The following is a 22,116-nucleotide window of genomic DNA, read 5'->3' as shown; positions in this document are numbered from 1 at the left end:
CGGGGACGGGGGAGCGGGCGGCGTTGATAGTTCAGCATTAAACTAATACGATGGTTTATCGTTGAACCATTGGAGGCCGCCGTGTCCTCGTCTCGCCGCGATGTCATCCGCCTGGTCGGGGGCGGGGCGGTGGCCGCCGCCGTTCCCTTGGCCGGATGCGCGCCGCTTCCCGACGTCCGGGCCGCCTGGGTCGATCCCGGCGCCGGCGAGGCCGACCCGCGCCGCCGCGCCCTGGCCTGGGCCCTGCTGGCGCCCAATCCCCACAACATGCAGCCGTGGATGGCCGACCTGCGCGAGCCGGGCGTCGTCACCCTGTACGCCGATCCCGCGCGGCTGCTGCCGCAGACCGATCCCTTCAACCGCCAGATCGTCGTCGGCTGCGGGGCTTTCCTGGAGCTTTTACGGCTGGCGGCGGCCCAGGGCGGGCTCGACGCTCGCATCGCGCCTTTCCCCGAGGGGGAGGCCGACCGCCTCGACGGCAGGCCGTTCGCGCGGGTGACGTTCGCTCCAGGGGGCGTCGCCGACCCGCTGTTCGGCCACGCCCTGGCGCGGCGCACCACCCGCGCCCCGTTCGACGACAGGCCGGTGGCCGAGGCGGCGGCCCGCAGGATCGCCGGCGCCGCGCGGTCCGGCGCGACGGCCGGTTTCACCCTGGAGCCTGGTCGGACGGCGCGCCTTAAGGCCCTGGCCTATCGGGGGGCGGAGATCGAGGCGCATACGCCGGCGGCCCACCGCGAAAGCTGCGAGCGCACCTTCATCGGTTCGCGCGACGTCGCCGCCCATCCTTGGGGCGTGCCGCTGGACGGGGCGGCGATCGACGCGGCCCACGCCGTCGGCCTTCTGACGCGGGAGAAGCTGGAGACGCCGGGGACCTGGGCCTACGGCCAGTCGCTCGCCTTTCTGAAGGGCCTGGCCGACACCGCGCGCGGGTTCGTGTGGCTGACCACGGCGCAGAACCGCCGCGCCGACCAGATCGGCGCCGGGCGGGACTATTTCCGCGTCAACGCCCAGGCCGCCGCCGAGGGCGTGGCCATGCACCCCTGGAGCCAGTGCCTGGAGGAGTATCCGGCCATGGCGAACCTGCTCGACGAGACGCACCGGGAGCTGGCGCCGCAGGGCGGCCGGGTGCAGATGTTCGTGCGCATCGGCTACGCCAAGCCTGTACGCCCGGCGCCGCGCCGGGGCCTGGCCGCCCAGATCCGGAGCGCCTGATGTCGGCCAAGGATCGGCCCGACGTCCAGGTCTTCACCGAGATCGGCATCATCGATCAGTTGGCGCGGACCCAGCTCGAGCGGGTGCTGCCGCCCGGCCTGAGCGAGGCCCAGTTCACGGTGCTCAACCACTTCGCCCGCCGGGGCGGGATGGAGAGCCCGGCGCAGCTGGCCTCGGCCTTCCAGGTGACCAGGGGGGCGATGACCAACACCCTGCAACGCCTGGAGGCGCGAGGCTTCGTCACGGTCGCCGGCGATCCGGCCGACGGCCGCAGGAAGCTGGTCTCGATCACCCCGGCGGGATTGGCCGCTCACGAGGCCGGGTTGATCGCCATGCGTCCTTACCTGGAGCGCCTGCGGGCCGCGTTCGCGGACGCCGACTTCGCGGCGGCCCTGCCGTTCCTGCGCGCGCTGCGGGCGTGGCTGGACGACAACCGCTGACCGGGCCGCAGGCTCAGGCCGGGCGCACCTTCAGCCGCGCTCCGCCCAGCACGCCGACCACCTGCACCGTCTGGCCGGCGGCCGGCTGGGCGTCCCCGTCGACCTCGGCGATCCATTCGGCGCCGTCGACCAGCACCCGGCCGTGGCCCAGCGAGAAGTCGTTCGTGGCCTGGCCCTCGCGGCCGATCAGGCTGGCGGCGCGGTCGTTGATGTCGGGCCCGGGCTGCAGGCGCTTGGGCGGCAGGTAGCGGCGGGCGAGGAAGGTCGAGACCAGGGTCAGGACCGCGAACAGCGCCAGCTCGCCCGGCAGGCCGAGGTCGAGCCCGGTCAGGGTGAACAGGCCGACGACCACGGCCGAGGCGGCCGGCCACAGCAGGTAGCCCGAGCCGGTGGCGACCTCGGCGGCGAGCAGCAACGCGCCGACCGCCAGCCACACCCACATCGGATGACCCAGATAGAACACCATCAAGCCATGCATCTAGGCGTTCGCGCTCCGTCTATTTCACTGGGGGGACCGCCCCCCGGCCGCCCGGCGCGGGCGGCGTATGGGGCGCATTCTGCGCCGCCTTGACCAGTTCCGTCACGCCGGCGATCGATCCGACCAGGCCGGCCATGTCGGCGGGCACGATCACGGTCTTCTGCTGGGGCGAGGAGGCGAGGGCGGCGAAGGCCTCGACGTATTTCTGGGCGATGAAGTAGTTGACGGCCTTGACGTCGCCCTTGGCGATGGCCTCCGAGACGTAGGCTGTGGCCTTGGCCTCGGCCTCGGCCTGGCGCTCGCGGGCCTCGGCGGTGCGGAAGGCGGCCTCCTTGCGGCCCTCGGCCTCCAGCACCGTCGACTGCTTGCCGCCTTCGGCGCGCAGGATGGCGGCCTGCTTCTCGCCGTCGGCCTCGGTGATCGCCGCCCGCTTTTCACGCTCGGCCTTCATCTGGCGGGCCATGGCGTTGGTGATGTCCGGCGGCGGCTGCAGGTCCTTGATCTCGATGCGCGTGCACTTGACGCCCCAGGGATGGGTCGCCTGGTCGATGGTGGTCAAGAGGCGGGTGTTGATGGCGTCGCGCTGCGACAGCACGTCGTCGAGGTCCATCGAGCCGACCACGGTGCGCAGGTTGGTCATGGCCAGCTGGCCGATGGCGTAGTTGAGGTTGTCGACCCGATAGGCGGCCTGGGCGGCGTCGATCACCTGGATGAACACGATGCCGTCGATCTGGACGGTGACGTTGTCCTTGGTGATGACGTCCTGGCGCGGGATCTCCAGCACCTGCTCCATCATGTTCACGCGGCGGCCGATGGCCTCCACGAACGGGGTCAGGATGCTCATGCCCGGCTTCAGCGTGCGGGTGAACCGGCCGAACCGTTCGACGGTGAACTCGCGCCCCTGGGGCACGATCTTGATGACATTGAACAGCACGAAAGCGGCGAGGAGCAGAAACGCGACCGCGACGAACAGAGACATGGACGCCCTCCCAAGCGATGCCAGGCCCACACCCTAGCGCGGGGTTGCGTCGTTCGCCACCGCCGCCGCATGGGTTGTCGTGCGGCCGAGCTCGGCGGCGAGGTCGCGGCCGCGCTCGGCCGCCGCCGCCAGGGCCGCGCGACTGTCGTCGTCGCAACGGGGATAGCGGACCTGGGCCCGGCGATAGCCGGCGTTGAACGCCTCCTTGAGGTCGATCTCCTGGTCCTGCGGCGCATGCTCGTTGTCCAGCAGCCGCTGCATCCGGCCGCGCCAGAACTGGTCGCCGGTTCCCCGGCAGGCCTGGCGCAGGGCGTGGCTTTCGCCGATCACGGCGGCGAGCTCGGCCAGGACCTGGTCCCTGGCGCCGTCGCGGTCCTGGGCGGCGGCGGGCCGGACGGGCAGGGCCGCCAGCGCGAGGCAGGCGATGAGGGCGGCGCGCTTCATGGCGTCATTGAACACCCGGCGCGGGGGCTTGTCATGGGGCCGACCCCTCCCAGCCCGGCGCGAAGGGGAAGCGTTCGGCCCAGAACGCCTGGAGGCGCGGCTCGGCGTCGACCCGCCGCACGACCTCGGCCAGCCTGGGCGCCTCGCGATAGAAGCGCGCGCGCCTGGGACCCCAGCGCGAGACCACGGCGACATAGAGGTCGAGCACGCCCAGCGTCTCGCCCAGGATGAAGGGGGCCGGCGCGACCTGGGCGTCCATCTGGGCCCAGCAGAAGGCGATGCGCTCGGCGGTGCGTTCGGCGAGCACGGCCTCGTGCGCTTCGTCGGCGGCCAGCCGCGAGAGGTCGTCCCGAATCCAGTAGAGCGAATAGATCGCCGCCGAGACATAGGCCATCCAGCGCAGGAAGGCCGGCCGCGCCGGATCGCCCGGCGGCGGGGCGAGGCGGGCCTCGGGGAAACGCTCGGCCAGCCAGATCAGGATGGCCGCGCTCTCGGTCATCACCCCGCCGTCCGGCAGCACCAGGGCCGGCACCTGGCGCAGCGGGTTCACCGCCCCGGCGCGCCGGTCGCGCAGGGGGGCGGACAGCGACGGCTCCTCGATCAGGCGATAGGGCGCGCCCGCCAGGGTCAGCGCCGCCTCGACAGGTACGGAGCCGGCCCCGCGCGCGCCGTAAATCGTGAATGGCTTATCCACAGCGGTAACCTTATCTTGTGAATTGAGGCCTAGTTCACACTACATATGGTGGTCAGCGAGCCCTTCGCTGCTTACCGTGACGCCAGTCTAGACCCGACCGCTCGATTCGCCTGAGGACGCCGCCATGACCGCCGCCAAACTGACCGGCCTGCTCACCCCCTCAGCCGCCTACAAGCCGTTCCGCTATCCCTGGGCCTACGAGTTCTGGAAGCGCCAGCAGCAGGTCCACTGGCTGCCGGAAGAGGTGCCGCTCGGAGAGGACTGCAAGGACTGGGCGACCAAGCTGTCGGACGGCGAACGCAACCTGCTGACCCAGATCTTCCGCTTCTTCACCCAGTCGGACATCGAGGTCGCCGACAACTACATGGAGCGCTACGGCCGGGTGTTCAAACCGACCGAAGTGAAGATGATGCTGTCGTCGTTCGCGAACATGGAGACCGTCCATATCGCGGCCTACGCCCTGCTGCTCGAAACCATCGGCATGCCCGAGAGCGAGTTCGGCGCGTTCCTCGAATACCAGGCGATGCGCGACAAGCACGACTTCATGCAGAAGTTCGGGGTCGACACCAACGCCGACATCGCCCGCACCCTGGCCATGTTCGGCGGCTTCACCGAAGGCCTGCAGCTGTTCGCCAGCTTCGCCATGCTGATGAACTTCCCGCGCTTCAACAAGATGAAGGGCATGGGCCAGATCGTGTCGTGGTCGGTGCGCGACGAGAGCCTGCACTGCGAAGGCATCATCAAGCTCTACCACGCCTTCAACAAGGAGACCGGCGCGGTGACCAAGGCGGTGGCGGACGACATCGTCGACTGCTGCAAGACGGTGGTGAGCCTCGAGGACAAGTTCATCGACCTGGCCTTCGAGATGGGCTCGGTCGAGGGCATGACGCCCGAGGACATCAAGGCCTATATCCGCTTCATCGCCGACTGGCGTCTGCGGCAGCTCGACCTGCCGGCGGTCTACGGCGTCACCGAGAACCCGCTGCCCTGGCTGCAGGCCCTGCTGTCGGGCGTCGAGCACGCCAACTTCTTCGAGGCGCGCGCCACCGAATATTCCAAGGCCGCCACCCGCGGCCAGTGGCAGGGCGACGCCGGCGTGTGGAGCGAGTTCGACCGCATGATGACCAAGCGTTCCGAGAACGTGCTGCCGGCCGAATAGCGGCGATCGCGTCCGTGCGCGACTGGCGTCTGTTCAAACTGCTGAGTTGGGTCTGGGCGCTGGCGTTCTTCGCCTTCGTGGGGCTGGCGCTCGCGGGCGCCGGCGTTCCGGTGATGCTGTGGTCGGGCGGGGCGCTGCTGGTCGTCAGCCTGGTCCAGCACTTCTGGCGCTGCCCACGATGCGGCGGGCTGTTCAACATCGGTCGCGATGCGCGCACCGGTCTTTGGACGAACCTGGACGCGCGCGCCTGCCGCCATTGCGGCTTGGCCAAGCTGGAGGCCGACGACGACGACGGCCCTCCGGGGTCGGGGGAGACCCGCCGTCAGCGCACCGGCTTCTCGACCAGCCACAGGTCCTGGCCGCCCTCATAGGTCGCCTCACCGAGCCACGCGCCCAGGCGGACCGGCTCGACTACGTCGAGGCCGGCCTCGGCGACGACGGCGCGCAGCAAGGTCTCGTCGAAGGCGATGGCCCGTTCCGGCGCCTTAGGGTCGAGGACCATGACCCCCGGCTCGAACGGCGACAGGGCCGGCTCGCCCCGTCCCGGGATCAGCGTGTAGGCGGTGAACAGGAAACGGCCGCCGGGCTTGAGCGCCCGCGCGCTCTCGCGCAGCTGCCGGGCCACCACCGGCAGGCGCAGATGGGTGAAGACCGAGGTGGCGAACACCAGGTCGATGCTCTGGTCGGGGCAGGGAAAGACGTATTGCTCGGGCGCCGCCGAGCCTCTGACGTTGTAGACAGGGTTGGCCACGTCGGCGTGGTGAAAGGCGAAGTCGGGGCGTCGGCGGCGAAAGCGGCGGCGGCAGGAGTCGACCGCGATCCGCGAGACGTCGAAGCCGACATAGCCGCCCTCGGGGGCCAGGAACTCCGCCAGGGGCGCGGCCGCCCGCCCGGTGCCGCAACCGATGTCGAGCACGCGCCAGTCCCGCCGCAGGCCGGCGATATCGACGAGCTGACGCAGAATGGCCTCGCCCGAGGCGCGGAAGTCGCCGCCGCCGACATTGTGGAAGGTCTGCCAGGGCTCGTTCCAGCGGCCAGGATCGCGCAGGCGCGCCGGCAGGCTGCTGACGTCGAGCCAGGCGCCCGCGCAAATTCGGCGCACGACGGCCGGCGTGCGGTCGGCGATGGGCCGCAGCAGACTTCCGGACGCGAGGCCGATGACGCCTCTTTCGGTCGATCGGGATTCCGTCATGAGCGCCCGTCGCCGAAGGTTGGTCCCGTGGCCGCCGTTTGGCATGTTCCGGCGTGTCGGGGAAGGCTCCGGCGCGCGGCGCCTCGAAAGTTTCACCGATCTGCGTTATGACGCTCGCGCATGACTAGGAAAGAAGATCTGCCGGCGATCGTAGACCGGCTCAATGAACTGTACCTGCAATCCGTCCAGACCCTGCGCCGAGCGCTTCAGGCCTACCTGACCAAGGGCGAAAAGCCCGATGCGGGCGCCCGGCTGGAAGGCGCGTTCACCTATCCCGAACTGCGCATCGTCTATACCGGCGAGCGCAAGACCGCCCGGCTCAGCCGCGCCTACGCCCGCCTGACCACCCCCGCCGTCTATTCGGCGACGATCACCAAGCCGGATTTCTTCCGCGGCTATCTGATCGAGCAACTGTCGCTGCTGGTCGAGGACTTCGAGGTCGACATCGAGGTCGGCCGCTCGCAGCAGGAAATCCCCTATCCCTACGTGCTGGACGGCGCCGAGGACCTGGCCCTGGACGCGGTGTCGTCGCAGGAGCTCGCCCGCTGGTTCCCGGCCACCGACCTCGCCCATATCGGCGACGAGGTCGCCGACGGCTTCTGGGAGCCGGCGCTGGAGGAGACGCGGCCGCTGTCGCTGTTCGACGCCCTGCGCGTCGACTTCTCGCTGGCCCGGCTGAAGCACTACAGCGGCGCCCCGGCCGAGCACGTGCAGCCCTATGTGCTGTTCACCAACTACCACCGCTATGTCGACGAGTTCGTGCGCTGGGCGTGCGAGGAGCTGCGCAAGCCGGACAGCCGTTACACGGCCCTGTCCTGCGCCGGCGGCGTGGTGGTCACCGCCGAGACCGAGAACCCCGAGGCGGCCGTCGCCAACGGAACCTGGCGCAAGCACCAGATGCCGGCCTATCACCTGATGGCGCGGGACGGCAAAGGCGTGACCCTGGTCAACATCGGCGTCGGCCCGTCCAACGCCAAGACCATCACCGACCATCTGGCGGTTCTGCGGCCCCAGGCCTGGCTGATGATCGGCCACTGCGGCGGCCTGCGCCCCAGCCAGACCATCGGCGACTACGTGCTGGCCCACGCCTATCTGCGCGACGACCACGTGCTCGACGACGTGCTGCCGCCGGAGATCCCGATCCCGCCGATCGCCGAAATCCAGCAGGCGCTCTACCGGGCGGCCGAACTGGTCAGCGGCGAGACCGGCGACCAGCTCAAGAAGCGGCTGCGCACTGGCACCATCGTCACCACCGACGACCGCAACTGGGAGCTGCGCTACACCCTGTCGGCCCTGCGCTTCAACCAGAGCCGGGCGGTCGGCATCGACATGGAATCGGCGACCATCGCCGCCCAGGGCTATCGCTTCCGCGTGCCCTACGGGACCCTGCTGTGCGTGTCGGACAAGCCGATCCACGGCGAGATCAAGCTGCCGGGACAGGCCAACCGCTTCTACGAGCAGGCGATCAGCCAACACCTGGCCATCGGCCTGACCACCATGGACATCCTGCGCCAGGAAGGGCCGCGCCTGCATTCGCGCAAGCTGCGCGCCTTCGACGAGCCGCCGTTCCGGTGAGGCGCGGGGACGGACGCGGCCGCCCGGCGGCCCGTCCGTTCAGCAGTCCCAGGCCTGGACGTTGGTCTGCTCGACGATGCGGCCGCCCGACAGGGTGAGCATGGCCGAGCACGACACCTTTAGCCCGTCGGCATAGGCGCAGGATTCGAGGAAGGCGATGTGGCTTTCGTCCGCCGAGATCGCGTCGACATGATGGGTCATGGCGCGGCCGCAGACGTCCTCGTAATAGCGCGCGATCTGGCCGCGGCCGCGAAGCTCCAGCGGTCGGCTGGGCGGGTGGTCGCGATCGATGAAACGCACGACGGCGTCCTCGGTGTAGAACGACAGCAGGGTCTCGGCGTCACGCCCTTCCAGGGCGCGGGTCAGGTCCTGGGCGGACAGGGGATGCATGGCGGCCTCCCGGATTTGCGCAAGAAGACGAAGGTTAGGCTCGCCGGGCGCGGCGGTCGAATCAAACCCTGTTGTCCGGGGCGGCTTCGTCTCGCTTTTGTCGCAGGCCGGCGCTAACAACGGCGCATGACCCAGCGCATCCTTCCGTTCGACGGCGTAGAGAATTTTCGGGATTTCGGCGACTACGGCGCGGGCAGGGGCCGGCTGCGGAAGGGTTTCCTCTACCGCTCGGCCCACCACGCCCACGCGACCGAGGCCGATCTCGAGGCGATGGCCGGGCTCGGCCTGCGGACCATCGTCGACCTGCGCCGCGTCAACGAACGCCAGCGCGACCCCAGCCGGCGCTGGACGGGTTTCGACGCCGAGGTCATCGACAATGACATCGGCGAGTCGACCGAGGACCCGTGGATGGAGTTCATCCGCACATCGGACCTGACGGCGGAATCCTTCCGGGGGCACGCCCACGAATTCTACGAGCGCGCGCCCTACGAGCAGCGGCATATCGACCTCTACGCCCGCTATTTCGCGGCCCTGGCCCGGGCCGAGGGGCCGCTGCTGATCCATTGCGCGGCCGGCAAGGACCGCACCGGCATCCTGGCGGCGCTGACCCACCACCTCGCCGGCGTCGCCGACGACGACCTGATCGCCGACTACCTGCTCACCAACGATTCCGCCCGTATCGAGGCGCGGGCGCCGCATGTCGCCAGACTGATCGCCGAGGTCGCCGGCCACGCGCCGAGCGACCAGGCCGTGCGCGTGGCGATGGGGGTCGAGGCCCGTTATCTTGAGATCGCCCTGGCCGCCATGGCTGCGACCAGCGGCTCGGTGGACGCCTATATCGAGACCGTCCTGGGCGTCGACGGCGCCATGCGTTCGTCGATCGAGGCGCGCCTGCTGGCCTGACCGCCGGGCGGCCGGCCCTATCCGCCGATAGCCGCCCCCGCCGGATAAAGAAACGCGCCCGCCGACCGGCCCTGGGCCGTCTGCGGACGCGTAAGGCGCTTGGACCTCCATCCAGAAGACCGAATAGTGCGCGCGCCTCCGGCGTCGCTCCAATCAACAGCGTGTGAAAGTCGCCGGGCGTCTCGAACTGTTGATTTGCAAACGATTCTCAATATCATAGACTGATCCCGAGCGGCGGGTCGCTGAAAATGCGGGGAGCAGGCTTGACGCGATACGATTTAGATATATCTGTAATTCCGACATATCGAAATTGTGTCGGAAAGAAAGAGACCCATGTTCAGACATCACCATCATCACCACCATCATCCGCACGCCCGTTTCGGCCCGCGTGAGTTCGGCTTCGGCGGCCGCGGTTTCGGCGGGCGCGGCCACGGGCACGGGCCGGGACGTCGCGGCCGCTTCTTCGACCAGGGCGACCTGCGCTTCGTCATCCTGCAGCTGATCTCCGAGAAGCCGGCCCACGGCTACGAGATCATCAAGGAGATCGAGGAGCGCCTCGGCGGCGCCTACGCGCCGAGCCCCGGGGTGGTCTATCCGACCCTGACCCTGCTGGAGGAGCTGGGCTACGTCACCGCCGAGGCGGACGGGGTCAAGAAGCTCTACACCATCACCGAAGCCGGCCGGCAGGCGCTGCGCGACAACCAGCCGTCCATCGACGCCATCTTCGAACGCATCCGCGACATCAGCGCCCGCTTCGGCGGCGGCGTCTCCATGCCGATCATGCGCGCCCGCGAGAACCTGAAGACGGCCCTGCGGCTTCGCCTGTCGCGCGGGCCCCTGACCGACGAACAGATCGTCGCCATCGCCGCGGCGCTCGACGCCGCCGCCAAAGCCGTGGAGGAAGCCTGATGAGCCACGTGTCTCACGCCCACATCGAGACGGAGCGTCCGGGGGGGCGCTACCTCCAGCAGCTGTGCAAGCACTTCGCCCACAAGCTGCCGGTGGAGTTCACCCCCGATCTCGGCCGCATCTCCTTCCCCACCGGGGTCTGCTACCTGGCGGCGGAGGGCTCGATGTTGCGTCTCAACGTCCTCGCCCGGAACGAGATGGAGCTGGTCCAGCTCGAAGACGTCGTCGCCCGCCATCTCGAACGGTTCGCCTTCCGCGAACCCCTGGCCATCCAGTGGGTGCGGACCGGCGCGGAGCGTTAATCGCCGCGTCACGCAAACCATGCTGACAACTGTTTGAATTCGGTTCAGCTTACCGCCCGGTAGCGGTCGCGTATCAGACGGCCCACCGGGAGGAAGTATGACCGAGGCCGTTCACGCCGGGATATCGCCGGCAGCATCCGATTCGTCGGCGCCCGTCGCCGCGGAGAACCAGACTCCCTCGAAGCTGTCTCTCGGGGGACTGGCCTGGGCGCTGTTCGAGGGCGCGCGCAACCCCTACGTCATCCTCGTCACCATCTACGTGTTCATGCCGTACTTCTCGACCGTGGTCGTCGGCGATCCGGTCAGGGGCCAGGCGGCGGTGGCCGCCTACGCCATGTACGTCGGCTTCATCGTCGCCCCGACCGCGCCCTTGCTGGGCGCCTCGATCGACAAGCTCGGGCGGCGAAAGCCCTGGCTGTTCCTGTGCGTGGCCGGCATGGTTCCGCTGATCTGGGCCCTGTGGTGGACGAGGCCCGACCGCAGCGGCCTCAGCGTCAACGCCGTGATCGTCATCGCCACCGTCATCAACGTGCTGTTCGCCTACAGCGAGGTGCTGCTCAACTCGCTGCTGGTGCGCGCCGCCGGACTGAAGAACGTGCACAAGGCCTCGGGCCTGGCGCTGTCGCTCAGCAACTTCCTGGCGGTGACCGCGCTGATCTTCATCATGTGGGCCTTCGCCCTGCCGGGGAAGGTGCCGTGGTCGTTCCTGCCGCACGCGCCGCTGTTCGGCCTGGACCCGGCCCAGCACGAACCCGACCGCATCGTCGGGCCGATCTCGGCGCTGATCTTCATTATCGGCGCCATTCCGATGTTCCTGTTCACGCCGGACGCCGACCGTAGCCGCGTTCCGGTCCTGCACGCCTTCAAGGACGGGGTGATGCAGCTGTGGAGCATGGTCAAGCGGCTGAAGGATCATCGCGACGCGGCGATCTTCCTCGGCTCGCGCATGCTCTATGTCGACGGCATGACCGCCATCCTGTTCTTCGCCGGCGTCTATGCGGCGGGGGTGATGAAGTGGGGCGCGCTGGAGATGCTGGCCTACGGCGTCTCGCTGTCCGTCTTCGCGGTGGCGGGCGGCTTCATCGGCGGCGCGCTGGATCACTGGCTCGGCCCGAAGCGGGCGGTGCAGATCGAGCTGCTCGTCACCCTGGTCGGCATCGCCGGCATGCTGGGCATGGCGCCCGACAGAATCTTCTACTTCTGGGCCTATGACGCGTCGGCCCACCCGCCGCTGTGGAACGGGCCGTTGTTCCGCACCCTGCCCGAAGCGCTCTATATCTTCATCGGCTTCTTCAACGCCATCTTCATCACCGCCCAGTACGCGTCGAGCCGCACCCTGCTCACCCGGCTGACGCCGCCCGACCAGACCGGCGTGTTCTTCGGGCTCTACGCCCTTTCCGGCACGGTGACGCTGTTCCTGGGCTCGACCCTGGTGCACGTGGCGACCGAGGTGTTCCACAGCCAGCAGATCGGCTTCTCCATGACCGCCCTGCTGCTGGCGCTCGGGTTCATCGGGCTCTCGTTCGTGCGCGGCGGCGGGCGGGAGGCCTGACCGGCGTGCTCCTTGGCAGGCGCGCCCCGACTGGCGCGACAGAGGGCGTCGATGGCGCGGTGACCGCATCGGCGCTATTGGGGCGCGATGCAGGCGGTTTCCATACTTGAGGGCCCTTGGCGCGACCCGGTCGAGGTGCTGGGGGGCTTCGCCGACGAACCCTTCGCGCTCGCCCTGCTGTCGGACGGCGGCGAACGGGGGCGCTGGTCCTATGTGGCGCGGCGGCCGGACGCCGTCCTGGCCCTGACGCGGGACGATCCGCGCGATCCCGCCGCCGCGCTTCGCGATCTGCTGGGACCGCCGCTGGCCGTCGACCCCGACGGCCCGCCGTTCCAGGGCGGTCTGGCCGGATTGGCGGCCTATGAGCTGGGGGCCCGGTTCGAGCCCGTCGCGCTCGCCCGCTGCGCCGGCTGGCCCGATCTCGTCGTCGGTCGCTACGCCGCGCTGCTCGCGTTCGACCATCGCCGCCGCCGGATGCTGGCGGTCGGCCGCGGCGCGGCCGGACCGGAGGCGAAGGACCGCGCCCGCGAAGCCCTGGGCTGGGCGGCTTTTGGCCCGTCGCCCGCGCCGCCGTCGGGGCCGTTGGCCGAACGGATCGAGGCCGCGTCGGCCGCCGCCTACGAGGCGGCTGTCGCCGAGGTGGTCGGCCGCATCGCCGCCGGCGAAATCTTCCAGGCCAACATCGCCCGCGTCTGGTCGGGCCGCCTGGGGGAAGGGGCGTCTCCCTATCACCTGTTCGCCCGGCTGGCCGGGCCCAGCCCCGCGCCGTTCGCGGCCTATCTGCGGCTGGACGACCGGGCGGTGGTGTCGAACTCGCCGGAGCGGTTCGTCGCCGTCGAGGCGGCGGCCGGGGGGCTGCGCGTCGAGACCCGGCCGATCAAGGGCACGCGCCCGCGCGGGCGAGACGCGGGCGAGGACGCGGCCCTGGCCGCCGAGCTGACGGCCAGCGTCAAGGACCGCGCCGAGAACCTGATGATCGTCGACCTGATGCGCAACGACCTGGCCCGGGTCTGCCCGCCGGGGGCGGTGGCGGCGCCGGAGCTGTTTCGCCTGGAGAGTTTCGCCAACGTCCATCATCTGGTCTCGACCGTGACCGGCGTCCTGGCCGAGGGCCGGGACGCGGCCGACCTGCTGGCGGCGTCGTTCCCGCCCGGATCGATCACCGGCGCGCCCAAGGTGCAGGCGATGACGATCATCGCGGGGCTGGAGCCGCCGCGCGGCCCCTATTGCGGCTCGATGTTCTGGGCCGGCTTCGACGGCGCGTTCGATTCGAGCGTGCTGATCCGCACGGCGGCCCTCGTCCGCGACGGGGCGGGATGGCGGGTGGAGCTGCGGGCCGGGGCCGGGATCGTCGCCGACAGCGACCCCGTCGCCGAGCGGATGGAGACCGAGGCCAAGATCGCGGCCCTGCTCGGCGCGCTGACGGACCGGCGCGCATGAACCTGCCGGCGGACGATCGCGGCTTCGCCCTCGGCGACGGCCTGTTCGAGACCGTCCTGGCCCTGGACGGCCGGCTGATCCGTTGGGGCGAGCACATGGCGCGGCTGCGGCGAGGCTGCGCGGCGCTGGACCTGCCCGCGCCCGACCTCGCCGTCGTTCTCGCCGCCGCGGCCGAGGCGCTGGCGCAGGCCGGCCTGACGCGCGGGCGGGCGGCGGTTCGGGTGTCGGTCACCGCCGGGTCCGGCGGCCGGGGGCTCGACCGGCCCATGGAGCCGGCCCCGCGCGTGGTCGCGACGGCTTCGCCGTCGCCCGCCCCGCCCGCGGACGCGCCGCCGGTCCGCCTGGCGGTCGCCACGATCCGCCGCAACGAAACCTCGCCCGCCGCGCGGTGCAAGACGCTGGCCTATCTCGACAACCTCCTGGCCCGCCGGCAGGCCCGCGCCGCCGGAGCGGACGACGCGGTGATGCTGAACCTGGCGGGCGCGCCGGCCTGCGCCACGGCCGCCAATCTGTTCTGGATGCGCGAAGGGCGCCTGTTCACGCCGGCCCTGGCCTGCGGCGTGCTCGACGGGATCATGCGTCACGCCGTCCTCGACGCCGCCGCCGGCTTGGGGATCGAGACGGTCGAGGCGGTCGCCGACCTTTCCGAACTCGCCCAGGCCGAGGCCGTGTTCCTCAGCAACAGCCTGATCGGCGTCCGGGCGGCCGTCCTCGCCGGCGCGCCGGCCGCGCCGCGCCATGACATGGCGGAGCGCCTGGCGGGCGCCGCCTGGACGCTCTACGAGGGCGGCGGGCAGTCGGTGCAGGCGACCGCCGACGACCGGCGCGGCCGCAGATAGAAGACGTTGCTGAACGTCACCGGCGTCGAGATGAAGTATTTGGTGAAGGGGCTGTACCGATACTTGGCCTCGGCGACGATGACGCCGTCGCCCTTGCCGATCATGGTCACGGTCTTGGTGGTCGGATCGGTGATGTCCGACTGGATCTGGCTGAGGGTGCGCCAGCCCGCGCCCGAACCCTGCGTGGCGTTCCAGACTACTTTCAGCGATCCGGTGGTCGGGTCGGAGACCACGCTGGTGATCTTCATGCTGAGATTGGCGTCGGTGGCCGGATAAGGCGCCATGATCAGGGCCGCAGCCTTGAAGACGTCGCTGAGATTGGCCTGGTTGATGCTGCTGACCTGAGCGGTGAGATCGCCCAACGTGGCCGACACGTGATCGGCGCGTCGCTTGGCCAGATAGCCCTGGGTCAGTTCGGTCATGCCGCAGTAGAGCAGGACCATCAGGGGCGCGAGCAGGGCGAACTCGACCGCCGAGACTCCGCTGCGGTCTCGATGGAAGGTCCGAAGCAGGGACGCGAGGCGAGGGATCAGTTGCATGACGGCGGCGTCGGCGTGGTTTGGCCGTAAGGCTCGTTGCGGAACGCCGTCGAGGCGGTGACGAGAACCTGGCCCGGCTTGAGCGGAGTCACCGCGTTCTCAAGGAGCGGCGCCAGCAGCCCCCATTTGTAGTAGGCGCGAACGACGATGATGTCTCCCGGCCCGCCCATGTTGAAGACCAGCTTGGTCGGGTCGACGGTCTGATTGGTCACAGGCGCTGTCGGCGTGGTCACGTCGCGAAAGCAGCTGAAAGCGCGGACGTCGAGGCTGAGGTTTGCGCCGCAATTGGCGCTGGGGATGGCCAGGTTGCCGCACACGGCGTTCTTGAAATCGGTCGGGCCCATGCCCTGGGTCTGGGCGGAGCCGGTGCGGATCTGCCGCGCCGTCTGTGCGATGGCGTTGTCGAGCGAGGCCGAGATCGAATAGAGCAGCCCGAGATCGAACAGAACGAACAGGAAGAACAGGAACGGCGCGGCGATGATGGCGAACTCGACAGCCGTCGCGCCGCCGTTCGCGGTGGGGGCGGCGGCGATCCGCGCCCGCAGTTCCTTGATGCAAATCCCCATGGTCGAAGCCTAGCGGCCTGTCCCTAATCGACGTTTAAGCCAGGCCAATTTTTACGGCGGCGAGACGGGCAGGGCGGCTGGCCCCGCAGGCGGGCTTGGGGGAGATCCTGAGGCGTCGCTTTTGGAGATCTGTTCGCAACGGGGCGAACACGCGTACTGTACAGGCTTGGCGCCCCGATAGAGTGACATGCGGCCGACGTCGTCGCTGGACACGGTGATCTGCCCGCTGAAAAGCGGACGGCCAGCCTTGTCCAGGACCAGCAGGTTGGTGACGCCGTACCCCTTGCCCAGCACCAGGACGTTGCGCTTGTCGATCAGGTTGACGTCGGCCACCGCCGGGTTGCCGACGACAACGCTGGCGGCGTCTCCGCGCAGAGCGATGGGGCGGCTCTGATCTATCGGAATGGCCAAGCTGGCGGCCGAGGCGGCCGAGGCGAGGGCGGCGGCGGCGAGAAGGCAGGGCGTGAAGAGGGCGGAACGGCGCATGTCGGGCGACGCCTTATATTCTGGAGAGCACGCCCAGGATGGTCGGGATTGGTCAATAAAATCTGAACGTTCGGCCTGGGTGAGGGGCAATTGCGGCGCCGCCGGTTTGAATAAATTGAACTTTCTCGCGAACAGTTAATCGTTGTAAATAGTAAATGCATGTAAACTATAGAAAAATATCTAGCAATACTTCGCTGTTTACTGCCCATTAAGTGAGTGCTGCGAAATTGCTCGTGTTTTCGGGGGCAAGCAGGCCAGTGCGGCTTGATCCGCCCTAATCACTGCTTGCTGAATGGAGATCTGACATGACCAAGTTTTTCTCGCGCTTCCTGAAGGACGAGTCGGGCGCCACGGCCATCGAATACGGCCTGATCGTCGCCATGATCGCCGTCGTCATCATCGGCGCGGTGACCACGCTGGGCGGTTCGCTGAAGACCGTGTTCAGCAACGCGAACACCAAGCTGCAGCCGGCGACCACCGCCAGCTAAGAGCTATCGCCTAACGGTGATGCAAGGGCTGCGACCGCTGGAGCGGTCGCAGCCCTTCTGCTTTTGGGGCGGGTTTGCAGGACTTTGTTCACGTCGATGCGGCAGAATGAACTGTCCATCGCGGGCCAGGGCGAGATGAGGATTGATGCACGCGCTTCAGATTCTGCTGCTGCTCGCCTTTCCGGGGCTGATGATCCTGGGAGCCTTGAGCGACGCGACCTCCTTCACCATCCCCAACCGCATCAGCGCGGCCGTGATCGGCGCCTTCTTCCTCGCGGCGCTCTGCATGGGGATGCCGCTTTCCGCGATCGGATGGCATGTCGCCGTGGGCGCGTCCGCCCTGGTCCTCGGCATGGCCATGTTCGCCTTGGGCTGGATCGGCGGCGGCGACGCCAAGCTGTTCGCCGGAGCGGCGCTCTGGCTCGGTTGGCCGGCGTCGTTGAACTTTGTCCTGATCACCGGCCTGGCCGGAGGCGCCTTGGCGCTGCTTCTGCTGAACCTTCGACGCGACAGCGTCCGCCCGTTCCTCGCCGGGTACGGTTGGACGGCGCGCCTGGCCGAACCGGGCGCCGCTGCGCCCTATGGCGTCGCCATCGCCGTCGGCGCCCTGTTCGCCTTTCCCGACAGCCCGATGATGGCGCTGTTCTCCGGCTTCTAGGAGCGCCGCCGCCGCTCCGCCGCCCCAAGGATTAGCGCGCCGTTAACCAAGACCTGAGCAATTTGGCGCGGCGTCCAGAAGGGGCGACGATTCTGTTCGGGGGCGGCGATCGATCGATGTTTCGCGCCTTCCGATGTCCTCGGATGGAGTTCCGCCGCCCATGGGTTCGCCACGCGCCATCATCCTGCTGATCGTCGCCGCCTTCGCGGCGATCGCATTGGCCGTGATCGTGCGCGGCGCCTTCGGCCATAAGACCCCGACCGCCGCCGCGCCGATCATCGCCGCCAAGGCGCCGACCACCCAGGTGCTGGTCGCCCAGCGCGATCTCGGCGTCGGCGAGCGCTTGGCCCAGGGCGACCTCGGCTGGCAGGCCTGGCCTGCGGGCGACCTCAATCCCAACTACATCACCGACGGCGGCGCGCCGGTCGCTGCTTCCGCCGGCGTCGCCGCCAAGGCCGAACAGAAGGTCGCCCAGACCGCGCGGGCCGTGACGGTCGGCCAGGACCGGATGGGCGCGCTCTATGGCGCCATCGTCAAGCAGGCCCTGGTCAAGGGCGAGCCCGTGGTCTCCGGCAAGCTGGTGCGGGGCGGCGAGGGCGGCTACATGGCCGTGGTGCTCGATCCCGGCATGCGGGCCATGTCGGTGCCGATCAGCGTCGACAAGGCGGCCGGCGGCTTCATCCTGCCCGGCGACCATGTCGATGTGATCCAGAGCCGCGAACTGGCCGGCGTCGGCCCGCAGACGCGGCCGACCATGGTGTCCGACACCCTGCTGCGCAATGTCCGCGTGCTGGCGATCGACCAGAAGACCACCGCGGACAAGAACGCCCAGGCCATGGTCGGCGCCGTCGCCACCCTGGAGGTGGCGGCCAGCGCGGCTGAGGCCCTGGCGCGCGCCCAGGCCCAGGGTCAGGGGCAGGGCGGGCTCTCGCTGGCCCTGCGCTCCCTGGCCGATTCCAAGGGGCCGTCCGAGCGGGCCCACACGGTCTTCGACGAGGACGCCGATCACGGGCGGGTGGTGCGCATCTTCCGCGGCGATCAGGTCAGCGAGGTGAGCACGCGATGAGGGGACGGGGACGCATGATCCGGACCTGGGCCGCCTGCGCGGCCGTCCTGCTGCTTGCGGGAGGCGCGCGGCAGGCCGTCGCCCAGCCGCTTTCCGCCGCGAGCGACCTTTCGGGCCCGGCGCCGGCCGGCGTCATGCGGGTCGACCTGGCCAACCTAGGCCGGGGTGCGCAGAACCTTTCCATTCCGCGCGGCAAGTCCGCGATCGTCGAACTGCCCACCGACGCGCGCGACGTGCTGGTCACCAATCCGCAGGTGGCCGACGCCGTGCTGCGCTCGCCGCGCCGCATCTATGTGCTCGGCGTCGCCGCCGGCCAGACGGACGCGGTGTTCTTCGACGCCGCCGGGCGGCGAATCCTGTCGCTCAATGTCCGGGTGGACCAGGATGTCGGCGCGCTGGCTGAGACCCTCGCCCGCGTCCTGCCCGGCTCCAGCGTGCACGTCGAGGCGATCAACGACAGCGTCATCCTGACCGGCCAGGTGGCCAGCGCCTCGGATTCCGACCGGGCCAACCAGGTCGCCGCGCGCTTCGTGTCCAAGCCGGAGCAGGTGCTGAACATGCTCTCGCTCACCGGCAAGGACCAGGTGATGCTCAAGGTGCGCGTCGTCGAGATGCAGCGCAACATCATCAAGCAGTTCGGCGTCAACACCAGCGCGGTTCTGGGACAGATAGGCGGCGTGCAGTACAATTTCAGCAACGCCGCCAGCTACGCCATCAACAACGGATTGGTCGGCGGCATGAGCGGCGGCTATTCCCTGGATACGACCCAGCAGCCTGTCCTGCAGATGCCTTGCGTGCCTGGCGACTACTCGCACATGTGTCCTACCGTGGTGCACAGCGCCGCCGATGCGGCGAACTACAAGGCGGCGCAGCTGGCCAATGTCGTCGGCTCGTCGGGATTAAACAAGGCCGCCGCGACACTGCAGGCGTTCGAACGGGTGGGTCTGGTTCGCACCCTCGCCGAGCCGAATCTGACAGCGGTTTCGGGAGAAAGCGCCAAGTTCCTCGCCGGCGGCGAGTACCCAGTGCCCGTCGGACAAGACACTACCGGCCGCGTAACCCTGGATTTCAAGCCCTATGGCGTCGGTCTCGGCTTCACGCCGGTGGTTCTGTCCGGCGGGCGCATTTCGCTGAAGGTTTCCACGGAGGTTTCCGAACTGACGAGCATCGGCGCCTATTCGTTGACGCAGACGAACAGCACGACGTCAGGCGGCACGACGAGCACCACCAGCGCGCCGACATTGGTCGTGCCGGGACTGAGCGTGCGTCGTGCCGAGAGCACCGTGGAGCTGCCTTCCGGCGGGTCGCTGATGATGGCCGGCCTGCTGCAGGAGAAGACCAAGGAGAACCTCGATTCCCTGCCCGGCATGAACGCTTTGCCGGTGCTGGGGGCTTTGGCGCGCTCGCGCGATTTCCAGAGCGGCGAGACCGAGCTGGTCGTGCTGGTGACGGCCTATATCGTCTCGCCCACCAGCCCCAACAAGTTCCAGACGCCGGTCGACGGCCTGCAGGTCGCCAGCGACGCCGAGACCCTGCTGCTGGGCCGTCTCAACAAGGCCTATAAAGCGCCGGCCGCCGCCACCGCCGGGCGCAGCTATCAAGGACCGGTGGGCTATGTCATCCAATAGGCTCCCTTGCGCCGTCATCGCCGTGAGCGGCTGCGCCCTGTTTCTGACCGCGTGCGCCACGTCGGCTCCTCCACCGGGCAAGGTCGCCAATCCGGCGACGCCGACCGAGCAGTATCCGTTGCGCGCCGAGCCGAGCTCCGACGAGATGCTGCTCGCCCTGCACATGGACCTGTCCCAGAACCAGCAGGCGGCCCTGGCCGGCTTCGCGGGGCGTTGGTCCGAGGAGCAAGGCGGCGACATCGTCGTGCTGACGCCCGATCGGGGCGGAGAGCCGGCCTCGCGCACGGGTCGCAACATTGGGGCGGCGCTGCTGTCGCTCGGCGTGCCGCCGGCCCGTGTCCGCCTGAGCACCTATGACGGCGAGCCGGGCGCGCCAGCGCGGGTGGGCTACGCCCGCTTCGAGGCGGTGGTCGACAAATGCAACCAAAGTTGGGGCAATCTGACCTCCACGCGGAAGAATCAGGCCCAGCAGAACTTCGGCTGCGCGGTGACCGCCAACATGGCCGCGCAGATCGCCAATCCGGCCGACATCGACCATCCGCGCGCCATGGACCCCGCCGACGGCCAGCGCCGCGCGACGGTGTTCGACAAGTATCGCAAGGGCGACGTGACGTCCTCGCAGAAGGACAGCCAGGCCTCGGGCTATGTCTCCAAGGTCGTGCAGTGAGGACGGCCGGGCGATGAACCCCAAGACCCTGCATGACGATCCCTTCGACCCCGGTTTCGACGCCGAGGACGAGTTCGCGCCGCATCCGGCCGTCGACCCGTGGAGCGAACCGGCCGCGGGCCACCCCGACGCCTTCCTGTCGCCCGCCGACGAGAGCCATCGGCTGGACGATCCCCTGATCGCGCTGGGCGAGGCCGATTTCGACCATGAGGGCGGGGCGGCCGCCAATCCGATCGGCGACCTGATCGCCGACGCCGAGGTGGCCCTTGGCGGCGGGGTTCCGCCTTCCGCCGCGGCCGGCGGCGCGCCCGGAGAGGCCGGCGTTCCGCGCATCACCATCCACATCTTCTGCGCCAAGGCCGAAACCGCCGAGACGGCGGAGCGCGCCGCGGCCGACCGCCGCATGGCGCGGGCGTCGACGACGATCCTGTCCGGCGGTCTGGCCGCCGCCGTCGAACACTACCAGAACCATCCGACCCCATCCCTGCTGATCGTCGAAAGTCTCGATCCGGGGCCGGTCCTGCTGGGCCTGCTCGACGACCTCGCCGAGGTCTGCGATTCCGGCACCAAGGTGGTGGTGGTCGGCGATTCCAACGATATCGCCCTCTATCGCGAACTGATGCGGCGCGGCGTCAGCGAGTACATCGTGCCGCCCCTGCAGGTGCTCGGCCTGATCAATGCGGTGACCTCGCTCTACGCCGACCCCTCGGCGCCGTTCATCGGCCGCTCCATCGCCTTCGTGGGCGCCAAGGGCGGGGTTGGGGCGTCGACCATCGCTCACAACTTCGCCTACACCCTGACCGAGCGGATGCAGACCAACGGCGTCATCGCCGACTTCGACCTGCCGTTCGGCACCGCCGGGCTCGATTTCAACCAGGACCCGCTACACGGCGTCGCCGACGCTCTGTCGCAGCCCGAACGCCTCGATCCCGTTCTGCTGGAGCGGATGATGGCCCGCTGCACCGAGCGGCTCAGCCTGTTCGCCGCGCCGGCCACGCTGGAGGACGACTACGACATCGCGCCCGAGGCGTTCGAGGAGGTGGCCAGCAAGATCCGCACGGCGGCGCCGTTCGTCGTCATGGACCTGCCGCATCTGTGGTCGGGCTGGATGCGTCGCACCTTGCTGGCGGCCGACGAGGTGGTGGTGGTGGCCACGCCCGATCTCGCCTCGCTGCGCAACGCCAAGAACATGGTCGACGTCATCCGCCAGGCCCGCCCGAACGACGCGCCGCCGCGACTGGTCCTCAACCAGGTGGGCGTGCCCGGCCGGCCCGAGATTCCGCCCAAGGACTTCGCCGCCGCCCTCGGCCTGGACCCGTCGCTGATCGTGGCCTTCGATCCCAAGCTGTTCGGCCAGGCCGCCAACAACGGCCAGATGCTGGCCGAGGTCAACGCCAAGGCCAAGGCGGTCGAGGGCCTGGAGCAGCTGGCCCAGATCATCAGCCGCAGGGACCCGCCGCCGGCGCCGAAGAAGACGCTGCTCGGCGGCCTGTTTAAGAAGTAGGGCGCG

Annotated in this window: 26 protein-coding genes; 17 read left to right on the top strand and 9 right to left on the bottom strand. The window is 69.3% G+C overall.

The features are described from left to right. Positions 1-81: 81 nt before the first annotated feature. Both C5708_RS13635 and C5708_RS13630 read left to right on the top strand, forming a co-directional pair. Positions 82-1,212 carry a hypothetical protein gene (locus C5708_RS13635; RefSeq protein WP_242921952.1) on the top strand — a complete coding sequence of 377 codons (1,131 nt, stop codon included), beginning with the start codon at positions 82-84 and terminating at the stop codon, positions 1,210-1,212. Then, complete coding sequence (locus C5708_RS13630; protein WP_242921950.1) at positions 1,212-1,652, top strand: MarR family transcriptional regulator; 441 nt, start codon at positions 1,212-1,214, stop codon at positions 1,650-1,652. The genes C5708_RS13635 and C5708_RS13630 overlap by 1 nt, the downstream gene beginning before the upstream one ends. Positions 1,653-1,665: 13 nt before the next feature. Here the strand turns inward: C5708_RS13630 and C5708_RS13625 are convergent, their stop codons facing one another. From C5708_RS13625 to C5708_RS13610, 4 genes are read right to left on the bottom strand one after another with little or no spacing between them, the layout of a single operon-like run. Continuing rightward, positions 1,666-2,130 (bottom strand): NfeD family protein, encoded by a 465-nt coding sequence (locus tag C5708_RS13625; protein ID WP_242921948.1) that lies wholly within the window; start codon positions 2,128-2,130, stop codon positions 1,666-1,668. 19 nt (positions 2,131-2,149) lie between these two features. Continuing rightward, positions 2,150-3,109, bottom strand: coding sequence for an SPFH domain-containing protein (locus C5708_RS13620; protein ID WP_242921946.1), 960 nt, complete (start codon positions 3,107-3,109; stop codon positions 2,150-2,152). A gap of 33 nt (positions 3,110-3,142) precedes the next feature. Continuing rightward, complete coding sequence (locus C5708_RS13615; RefSeq protein WP_242921944.1) at positions 3,143-3,553, bottom strand: TIGR02301 family protein; 411 nt, start codon at positions 3,551-3,553, stop codon at positions 3,143-3,145. Between the two features lie 31 nt (positions 3,554-3,584). Beyond that, a complete protein-coding gene (locus tag C5708_RS13610) occupies positions 3,585-4,247 on the bottom strand; it encodes a glutathione S-transferase family protein (protein ID WP_242921942.1) in 663 nt (220 codons plus the stop codon). Between the two features lie 124 nt (positions 4,248-4,371). On the opposite strand from C5708_RS13610, the gene C5708_RS13605 reads away from it, so the two are divergent. Beyond that, positions 4,372-5,406: a ribonucleotide-diphosphate reductase subunit beta gene (locus tag C5708_RS13605; RefSeq protein WP_242921940.1), complete on the top strand. Its 1,035-nt coding sequence runs from the start codon at positions 4,372-4,374 to the stop codon at positions 5,404-5,406. 14 nt (positions 5,407-5,420) lie between these two features. Continuing rightward, positions 5,421-5,777, top strand: a complete 357-nt coding sequence (locus C5708_RS13600) for a hypothetical protein (RefSeq protein WP_242921938.1) — start codon at positions 5,421-5,423, stop codon at positions 5,775-5,777. On the opposite strand, the gene C5708_RS13595 is transcribed toward C5708_RS13600, so the two are convergent. Then, positions 5,729-6,598 (bottom strand): class I SAM-dependent methyltransferase, encoded by an 870-nt coding sequence (locus C5708_RS13595; RefSeq protein ID WP_242921937.1) that lies wholly within the window; start codon positions 6,596-6,598, stop codon positions 5,729-5,731. The genes C5708_RS13600 and C5708_RS13595 overlap by 49 nt on opposite strands. A 120-nt stretch (positions 6,599-6,718) precedes the next feature. Between C5708_RS13595 and C5708_RS13590 the strand changes: the two genes are divergently transcribed. Beyond that, entirely contained in the window at positions 6,719-8,173 is a 1,455-nt protein-coding gene (locus tag C5708_RS13590) for an AMP nucleosidase (protein WP_242921936.1), read from the top strand. A gap of 39 nt (positions 8,174-8,212) precedes the next feature. Here C5708_RS13590 and C5708_RS13585 read toward each other — a convergent pair whose 3' ends face one another. Then, positions 8,213-8,563 (bottom strand): nuclear transport factor 2 family protein, encoded by a 351-nt coding sequence (locus tag C5708_RS13585; protein WP_242921935.1) that lies wholly within the window; start codon positions 8,561-8,563, stop codon positions 8,213-8,215. Between the two features lie 126 nt (positions 8,564-8,689). Here C5708_RS13585 and C5708_RS13580 point away from each other — a divergent pair, with 126 nt between their 5' ends. The 6 genes from C5708_RS13580 (at position 8,690) to C5708_RS13555 (ending at position 14,508) form a co-directional block, all read left to right on the top strand. Next, positions 8,690-9,466, top strand: coding sequence for a tyrosine-protein phosphatase (locus C5708_RS13580; protein ID WP_242921934.1), 777 nt, complete (start codon positions 8,690-8,692; stop codon positions 9,464-9,466). 333 nt (positions 9,467-9,799) lie between these two features. Next, positions 9,800-10,375 (top strand): PadR family transcriptional regulator, encoded by a 576-nt coding sequence (locus tag C5708_RS13575; RefSeq protein ID WP_242921933.1) that lies wholly within the window; start codon positions 9,800-9,802, stop codon positions 10,373-10,375. After that, complete coding sequence (locus tag C5708_RS13570) at positions 10,375-10,677, top strand: DUF2218 domain-containing protein (RefSeq protein ID WP_242921932.1); 303 nt, start codon at positions 10,375-10,377, stop codon at positions 10,675-10,677. The genes C5708_RS13575 and C5708_RS13570 overlap by 1 nt, the downstream gene beginning before the upstream one ends. Before the next feature lie 97 nt (positions 10,678-10,774). Continuing rightward, entirely contained in the window at positions 10,775-12,229 is a 1,455-nt protein-coding gene (locus C5708_RS13565) for an MFS transporter (protein ID WP_242921930.1), read from the top strand. Positions 12,230-12,316: 87 nt separating this feature from the next. Then, positions 12,317-13,669, top strand: a complete 1,353-nt coding sequence (locus C5708_RS13560) for an anthranilate synthase component I family protein (protein ID WP_242921928.1) — start codon at positions 12,317-12,319, stop codon at positions 13,667-13,669. Further along, on the top strand, positions 13,666-14,508 hold the full coding sequence (locus tag C5708_RS13555; protein ID WP_242921926.1) for an aminotransferase class IV: 843 nt from the start codon (positions 13,666-13,668) through the stop codon (positions 14,506-14,508). The genes C5708_RS13560 and C5708_RS13555 overlap by 4 nt, the downstream gene beginning before the upstream one ends. Here the strand turns inward: C5708_RS13555 and C5708_RS13550 are convergent. From C5708_RS13550 to C5708_RS13540, 3 genes are read right to left on the bottom strand one after another with little or no spacing between them, the layout of a single operon-like run. Further along, on the bottom strand, positions 14,448-15,047 hold the full coding sequence (locus tag C5708_RS13550) for a TadE/TadG family type IV pilus assembly protein (RefSeq protein ID WP_242921925.1): 600 nt from the start codon (positions 15,045-15,047) through the stop codon (positions 14,448-14,450). The genes C5708_RS13555 and C5708_RS13550 overlap by 61 nt on opposite strands. Then, positions 15,038-15,613: a TadE/TadG family type IV pilus assembly protein gene (locus tag C5708_RS13545; protein WP_242921924.1), complete on the bottom strand. Its 576-nt coding sequence runs from the start codon at positions 15,611-15,613 to the stop codon at positions 15,038-15,040. Before C5708_RS13545 ends, C5708_RS13550 begins: the two co-directional genes overlap by 10 nt. 51 nt (positions 15,614-15,664) lie before the next feature. Beyond that, positions 15,665-16,099 (bottom strand): pilus assembly protein N-terminal domain-containing protein, encoded by a 435-nt coding sequence (locus C5708_RS13540; protein WP_242921923.1) that lies wholly within the window; start codon positions 16,097-16,099, stop codon positions 15,665-15,667. A gap of 305 nt (positions 16,100-16,404) precedes the next feature. On the opposite strand from C5708_RS13540, the gene C5708_RS13535 reads away from it, so the two are divergent. The 6 genes from C5708_RS13535 (at position 16,405) to C5708_RS13510 (ending at position 22,110) form a co-directional block, all read left to right on the top strand. Then, a complete protein-coding gene (locus C5708_RS13535) occupies positions 16,405-16,587 on the top strand; it encodes a Flp family type IVb pilin (RefSeq protein WP_242921922.1) in 183 nt (60 codons plus the stop codon). A 145-nt stretch (positions 16,588-16,732) separates the two neighbouring features. After that, positions 16,733-17,245: a prepilin peptidase gene (locus C5708_RS13530; RefSeq protein ID WP_242921921.1), complete on the top strand. Its 513-nt coding sequence runs from the start codon at positions 16,733-16,735 to the stop codon at positions 17,243-17,245. A gap of 160 nt (positions 17,246-17,405) precedes the next feature. After that, entirely contained in the window at positions 17,406-18,311 is a 906-nt protein-coding gene (gene cpaB, locus C5708_RS13525; protein WP_242921920.1) for a Flp pilus assembly protein CpaB, read from the top strand. Between the two features lie 14 nt (positions 18,312-18,325). Then, complete coding sequence (locus C5708_RS13520; RefSeq protein WP_242921919.1) at positions 18,326-19,939, top strand: type II and III secretion system protein family protein; 1,614 nt, start codon at positions 18,326-18,328, stop codon at positions 19,937-19,939. Continuing rightward, positions 19,926-20,606, top strand: a complete 681-nt coding sequence (locus C5708_RS13515) for a CpaD family pilus assembly protein (RefSeq protein ID WP_242921918.1) — start codon at positions 19,926-19,928, stop codon at positions 20,604-20,606. The genes C5708_RS13520 and C5708_RS13515 overlap by 14 nt, the downstream gene beginning before the upstream one ends. Before the next feature lie 13 nt (positions 20,607-20,619). Continuing rightward, the gene (locus C5708_RS13510) at positions 20,620-22,110 is read left to right on the top strand and encodes a CpaE family protein (protein ID WP_242921916.1); all 1,491 of its coding nucleotides are present in this window, start codon (positions 20,620-20,622) and stop codon (positions 22,108-22,110) included. Positions 22,111-22,116 lie beyond the last annotated feature (6 nt).

The sequence above is a fragment of the Caulobacter sp. CCUG 60055 genome (genome assembly GCF_022750545.1).
In the GTDB taxonomy this organism is placed as follows: Bacteria; Pseudomonadota; Alphaproteobacteria; order Caulobacterales; family Caulobacteraceae; genus PUIC01.
The sequence above is the reverse complement of the archived record's forward strand: the minus strand, read 5'-3'. Positions and strand labels throughout refer to the sequence as shown.

Coding starts and splice junctions, on each gene's coding strand:
- C5708_RS13630 (WP_242921950.1), top strand. CDS start 1,212: ATGTCGGCCAAGGATCGGCCCGACGTCCAGGTCTTCACCGAGATCGGC.
- C5708_RS13625 (WP_242921948.1), bottom strand. CDS start 2,130: ATGCATGGCTTGATGGTGTTCTATCTGGGTCATCCGATGTGGGTGTGG.
- C5708_RS13620 (WP_242921946.1), bottom strand. CDS start 3,109: ATGTCTCTGTTCGTCGCGGTCGCGTTTCTGCTCCTCGCCGCTTTCGTG.
- C5708_RS13615 (WP_242921944.1), bottom strand. CDS start 3,553: ATGAAGCGCGCCGCCCTCATCGCCTGCCTCGCGCTGGCGGCCCTGCCC.
- C5708_RS13605 (WP_242921940.1), top strand. CDS start 4,372: ATGACCGCCGCCAAACTGACCGGCCTGCTCACCCCCTCAGCCGCCTAC.
- C5708_RS13595 (WP_242921937.1), bottom strand. CDS start 6,598: ATGACGGAATCCCGATCGACCGAAAGAGGCGTCATCGGCCTCGCGTCC.
- C5708_RS13590 (WP_242921936.1), top strand. CDS start 6,719: ATGACTAGGAAAGAAGATCTGCCGGCGATCGTAGACCGGCTCAATGAA.
- C5708_RS13585 (WP_242921935.1), bottom strand. CDS start 8,563: ATGCATCCCCTGTCCGCCCAGGACCTGACCCGCGCCCTGGAAGGGCGT.
- C5708_RS13580 (WP_242921934.1), top strand. CDS start 8,690: ATGACCCAGCGCATCCTTCCGTTCGACGGCGTAGAGAATTTTCGGGAT.
- C5708_RS13575 (WP_242921933.1), top strand. CDS start 9,800: ATGTTCAGACATCACCATCATCACCACCATCATCCGCACGCCCGTTTC.
- C5708_RS13570 (WP_242921932.1), top strand. CDS start 10,375: ATGAGCCACGTGTCTCACGCCCACATCGAGACGGAGCGTCCGGGGGGG.
- C5708_RS13565 (WP_242921930.1), top strand. CDS start 10,775: ATGACCGAGGCCGTTCACGCCGGGATATCGCCGGCAGCATCCGATTCG.
- C5708_RS13560 (WP_242921928.1), top strand. CDS start 12,317: ATGCAGGCGGTTTCCATACTTGAGGGCCCTTGGCGCGACCCGGTCGAG.
- C5708_RS13555 (WP_242921926.1), top strand. CDS start 13,666: ATGAACCTGCCGGCGGACGATCGCGGCTTCGCCCTCGGCGACGGCCTG.
- C5708_RS13550 (WP_242921925.1), bottom strand. CDS start 15,047: ATGCAACTGATCCCTCGCCTCGCGTCCCTGCTTCGGACCTTCCATCGA.
- C5708_RS13545 (WP_242921924.1), bottom strand. CDS start 15,613: ATGGGGATTTGCATCAAGGAACTGCGGGCGCGGATCGCCGCCGCCCCC.
- C5708_RS13540 (WP_242921923.1), bottom strand. CDS start 16,099: ATGCGCCGTTCCGCCCTCTTCACGCCCTGCCTTCTCGCCGCCGCCGCC.
- C5708_RS13535 (WP_242921922.1), top strand. CDS start 16,405: ATGACCAAGTTTTTCTCGCGCTTCCTGAAGGACGAGTCGGGCGCCACG.
- C5708_RS13530 (WP_242921921.1), top strand. CDS start 16,733: ATGCACGCGCTTCAGATTCTGCTGCTGCTCGCCTTTCCGGGGCTGATG.
- cpaB (WP_242921920.1), top strand. CDS start 17,406: ATGGGTTCGCCACGCGCCATCATCCTGCTGATCGTCGCCGCCTTCGCG.
- C5708_RS13520 (WP_242921919.1), top strand. CDS start 18,326: ATGATCCGGACCTGGGCCGCCTGCGCGGCCGTCCTGCTGCTTGCGGGA.
- C5708_RS13515 (WP_242921918.1), top strand. CDS start 19,926: ATGTCATCCAATAGGCTCCCTTGCGCCGTCATCGCCGTGAGCGGCTGC.
- C5708_RS13510 (WP_242921916.1), top strand. CDS start 20,620: ATGAACCCCAAGACCCTGCATGACGATCCCTTCGACCCCGGTTTCGAC.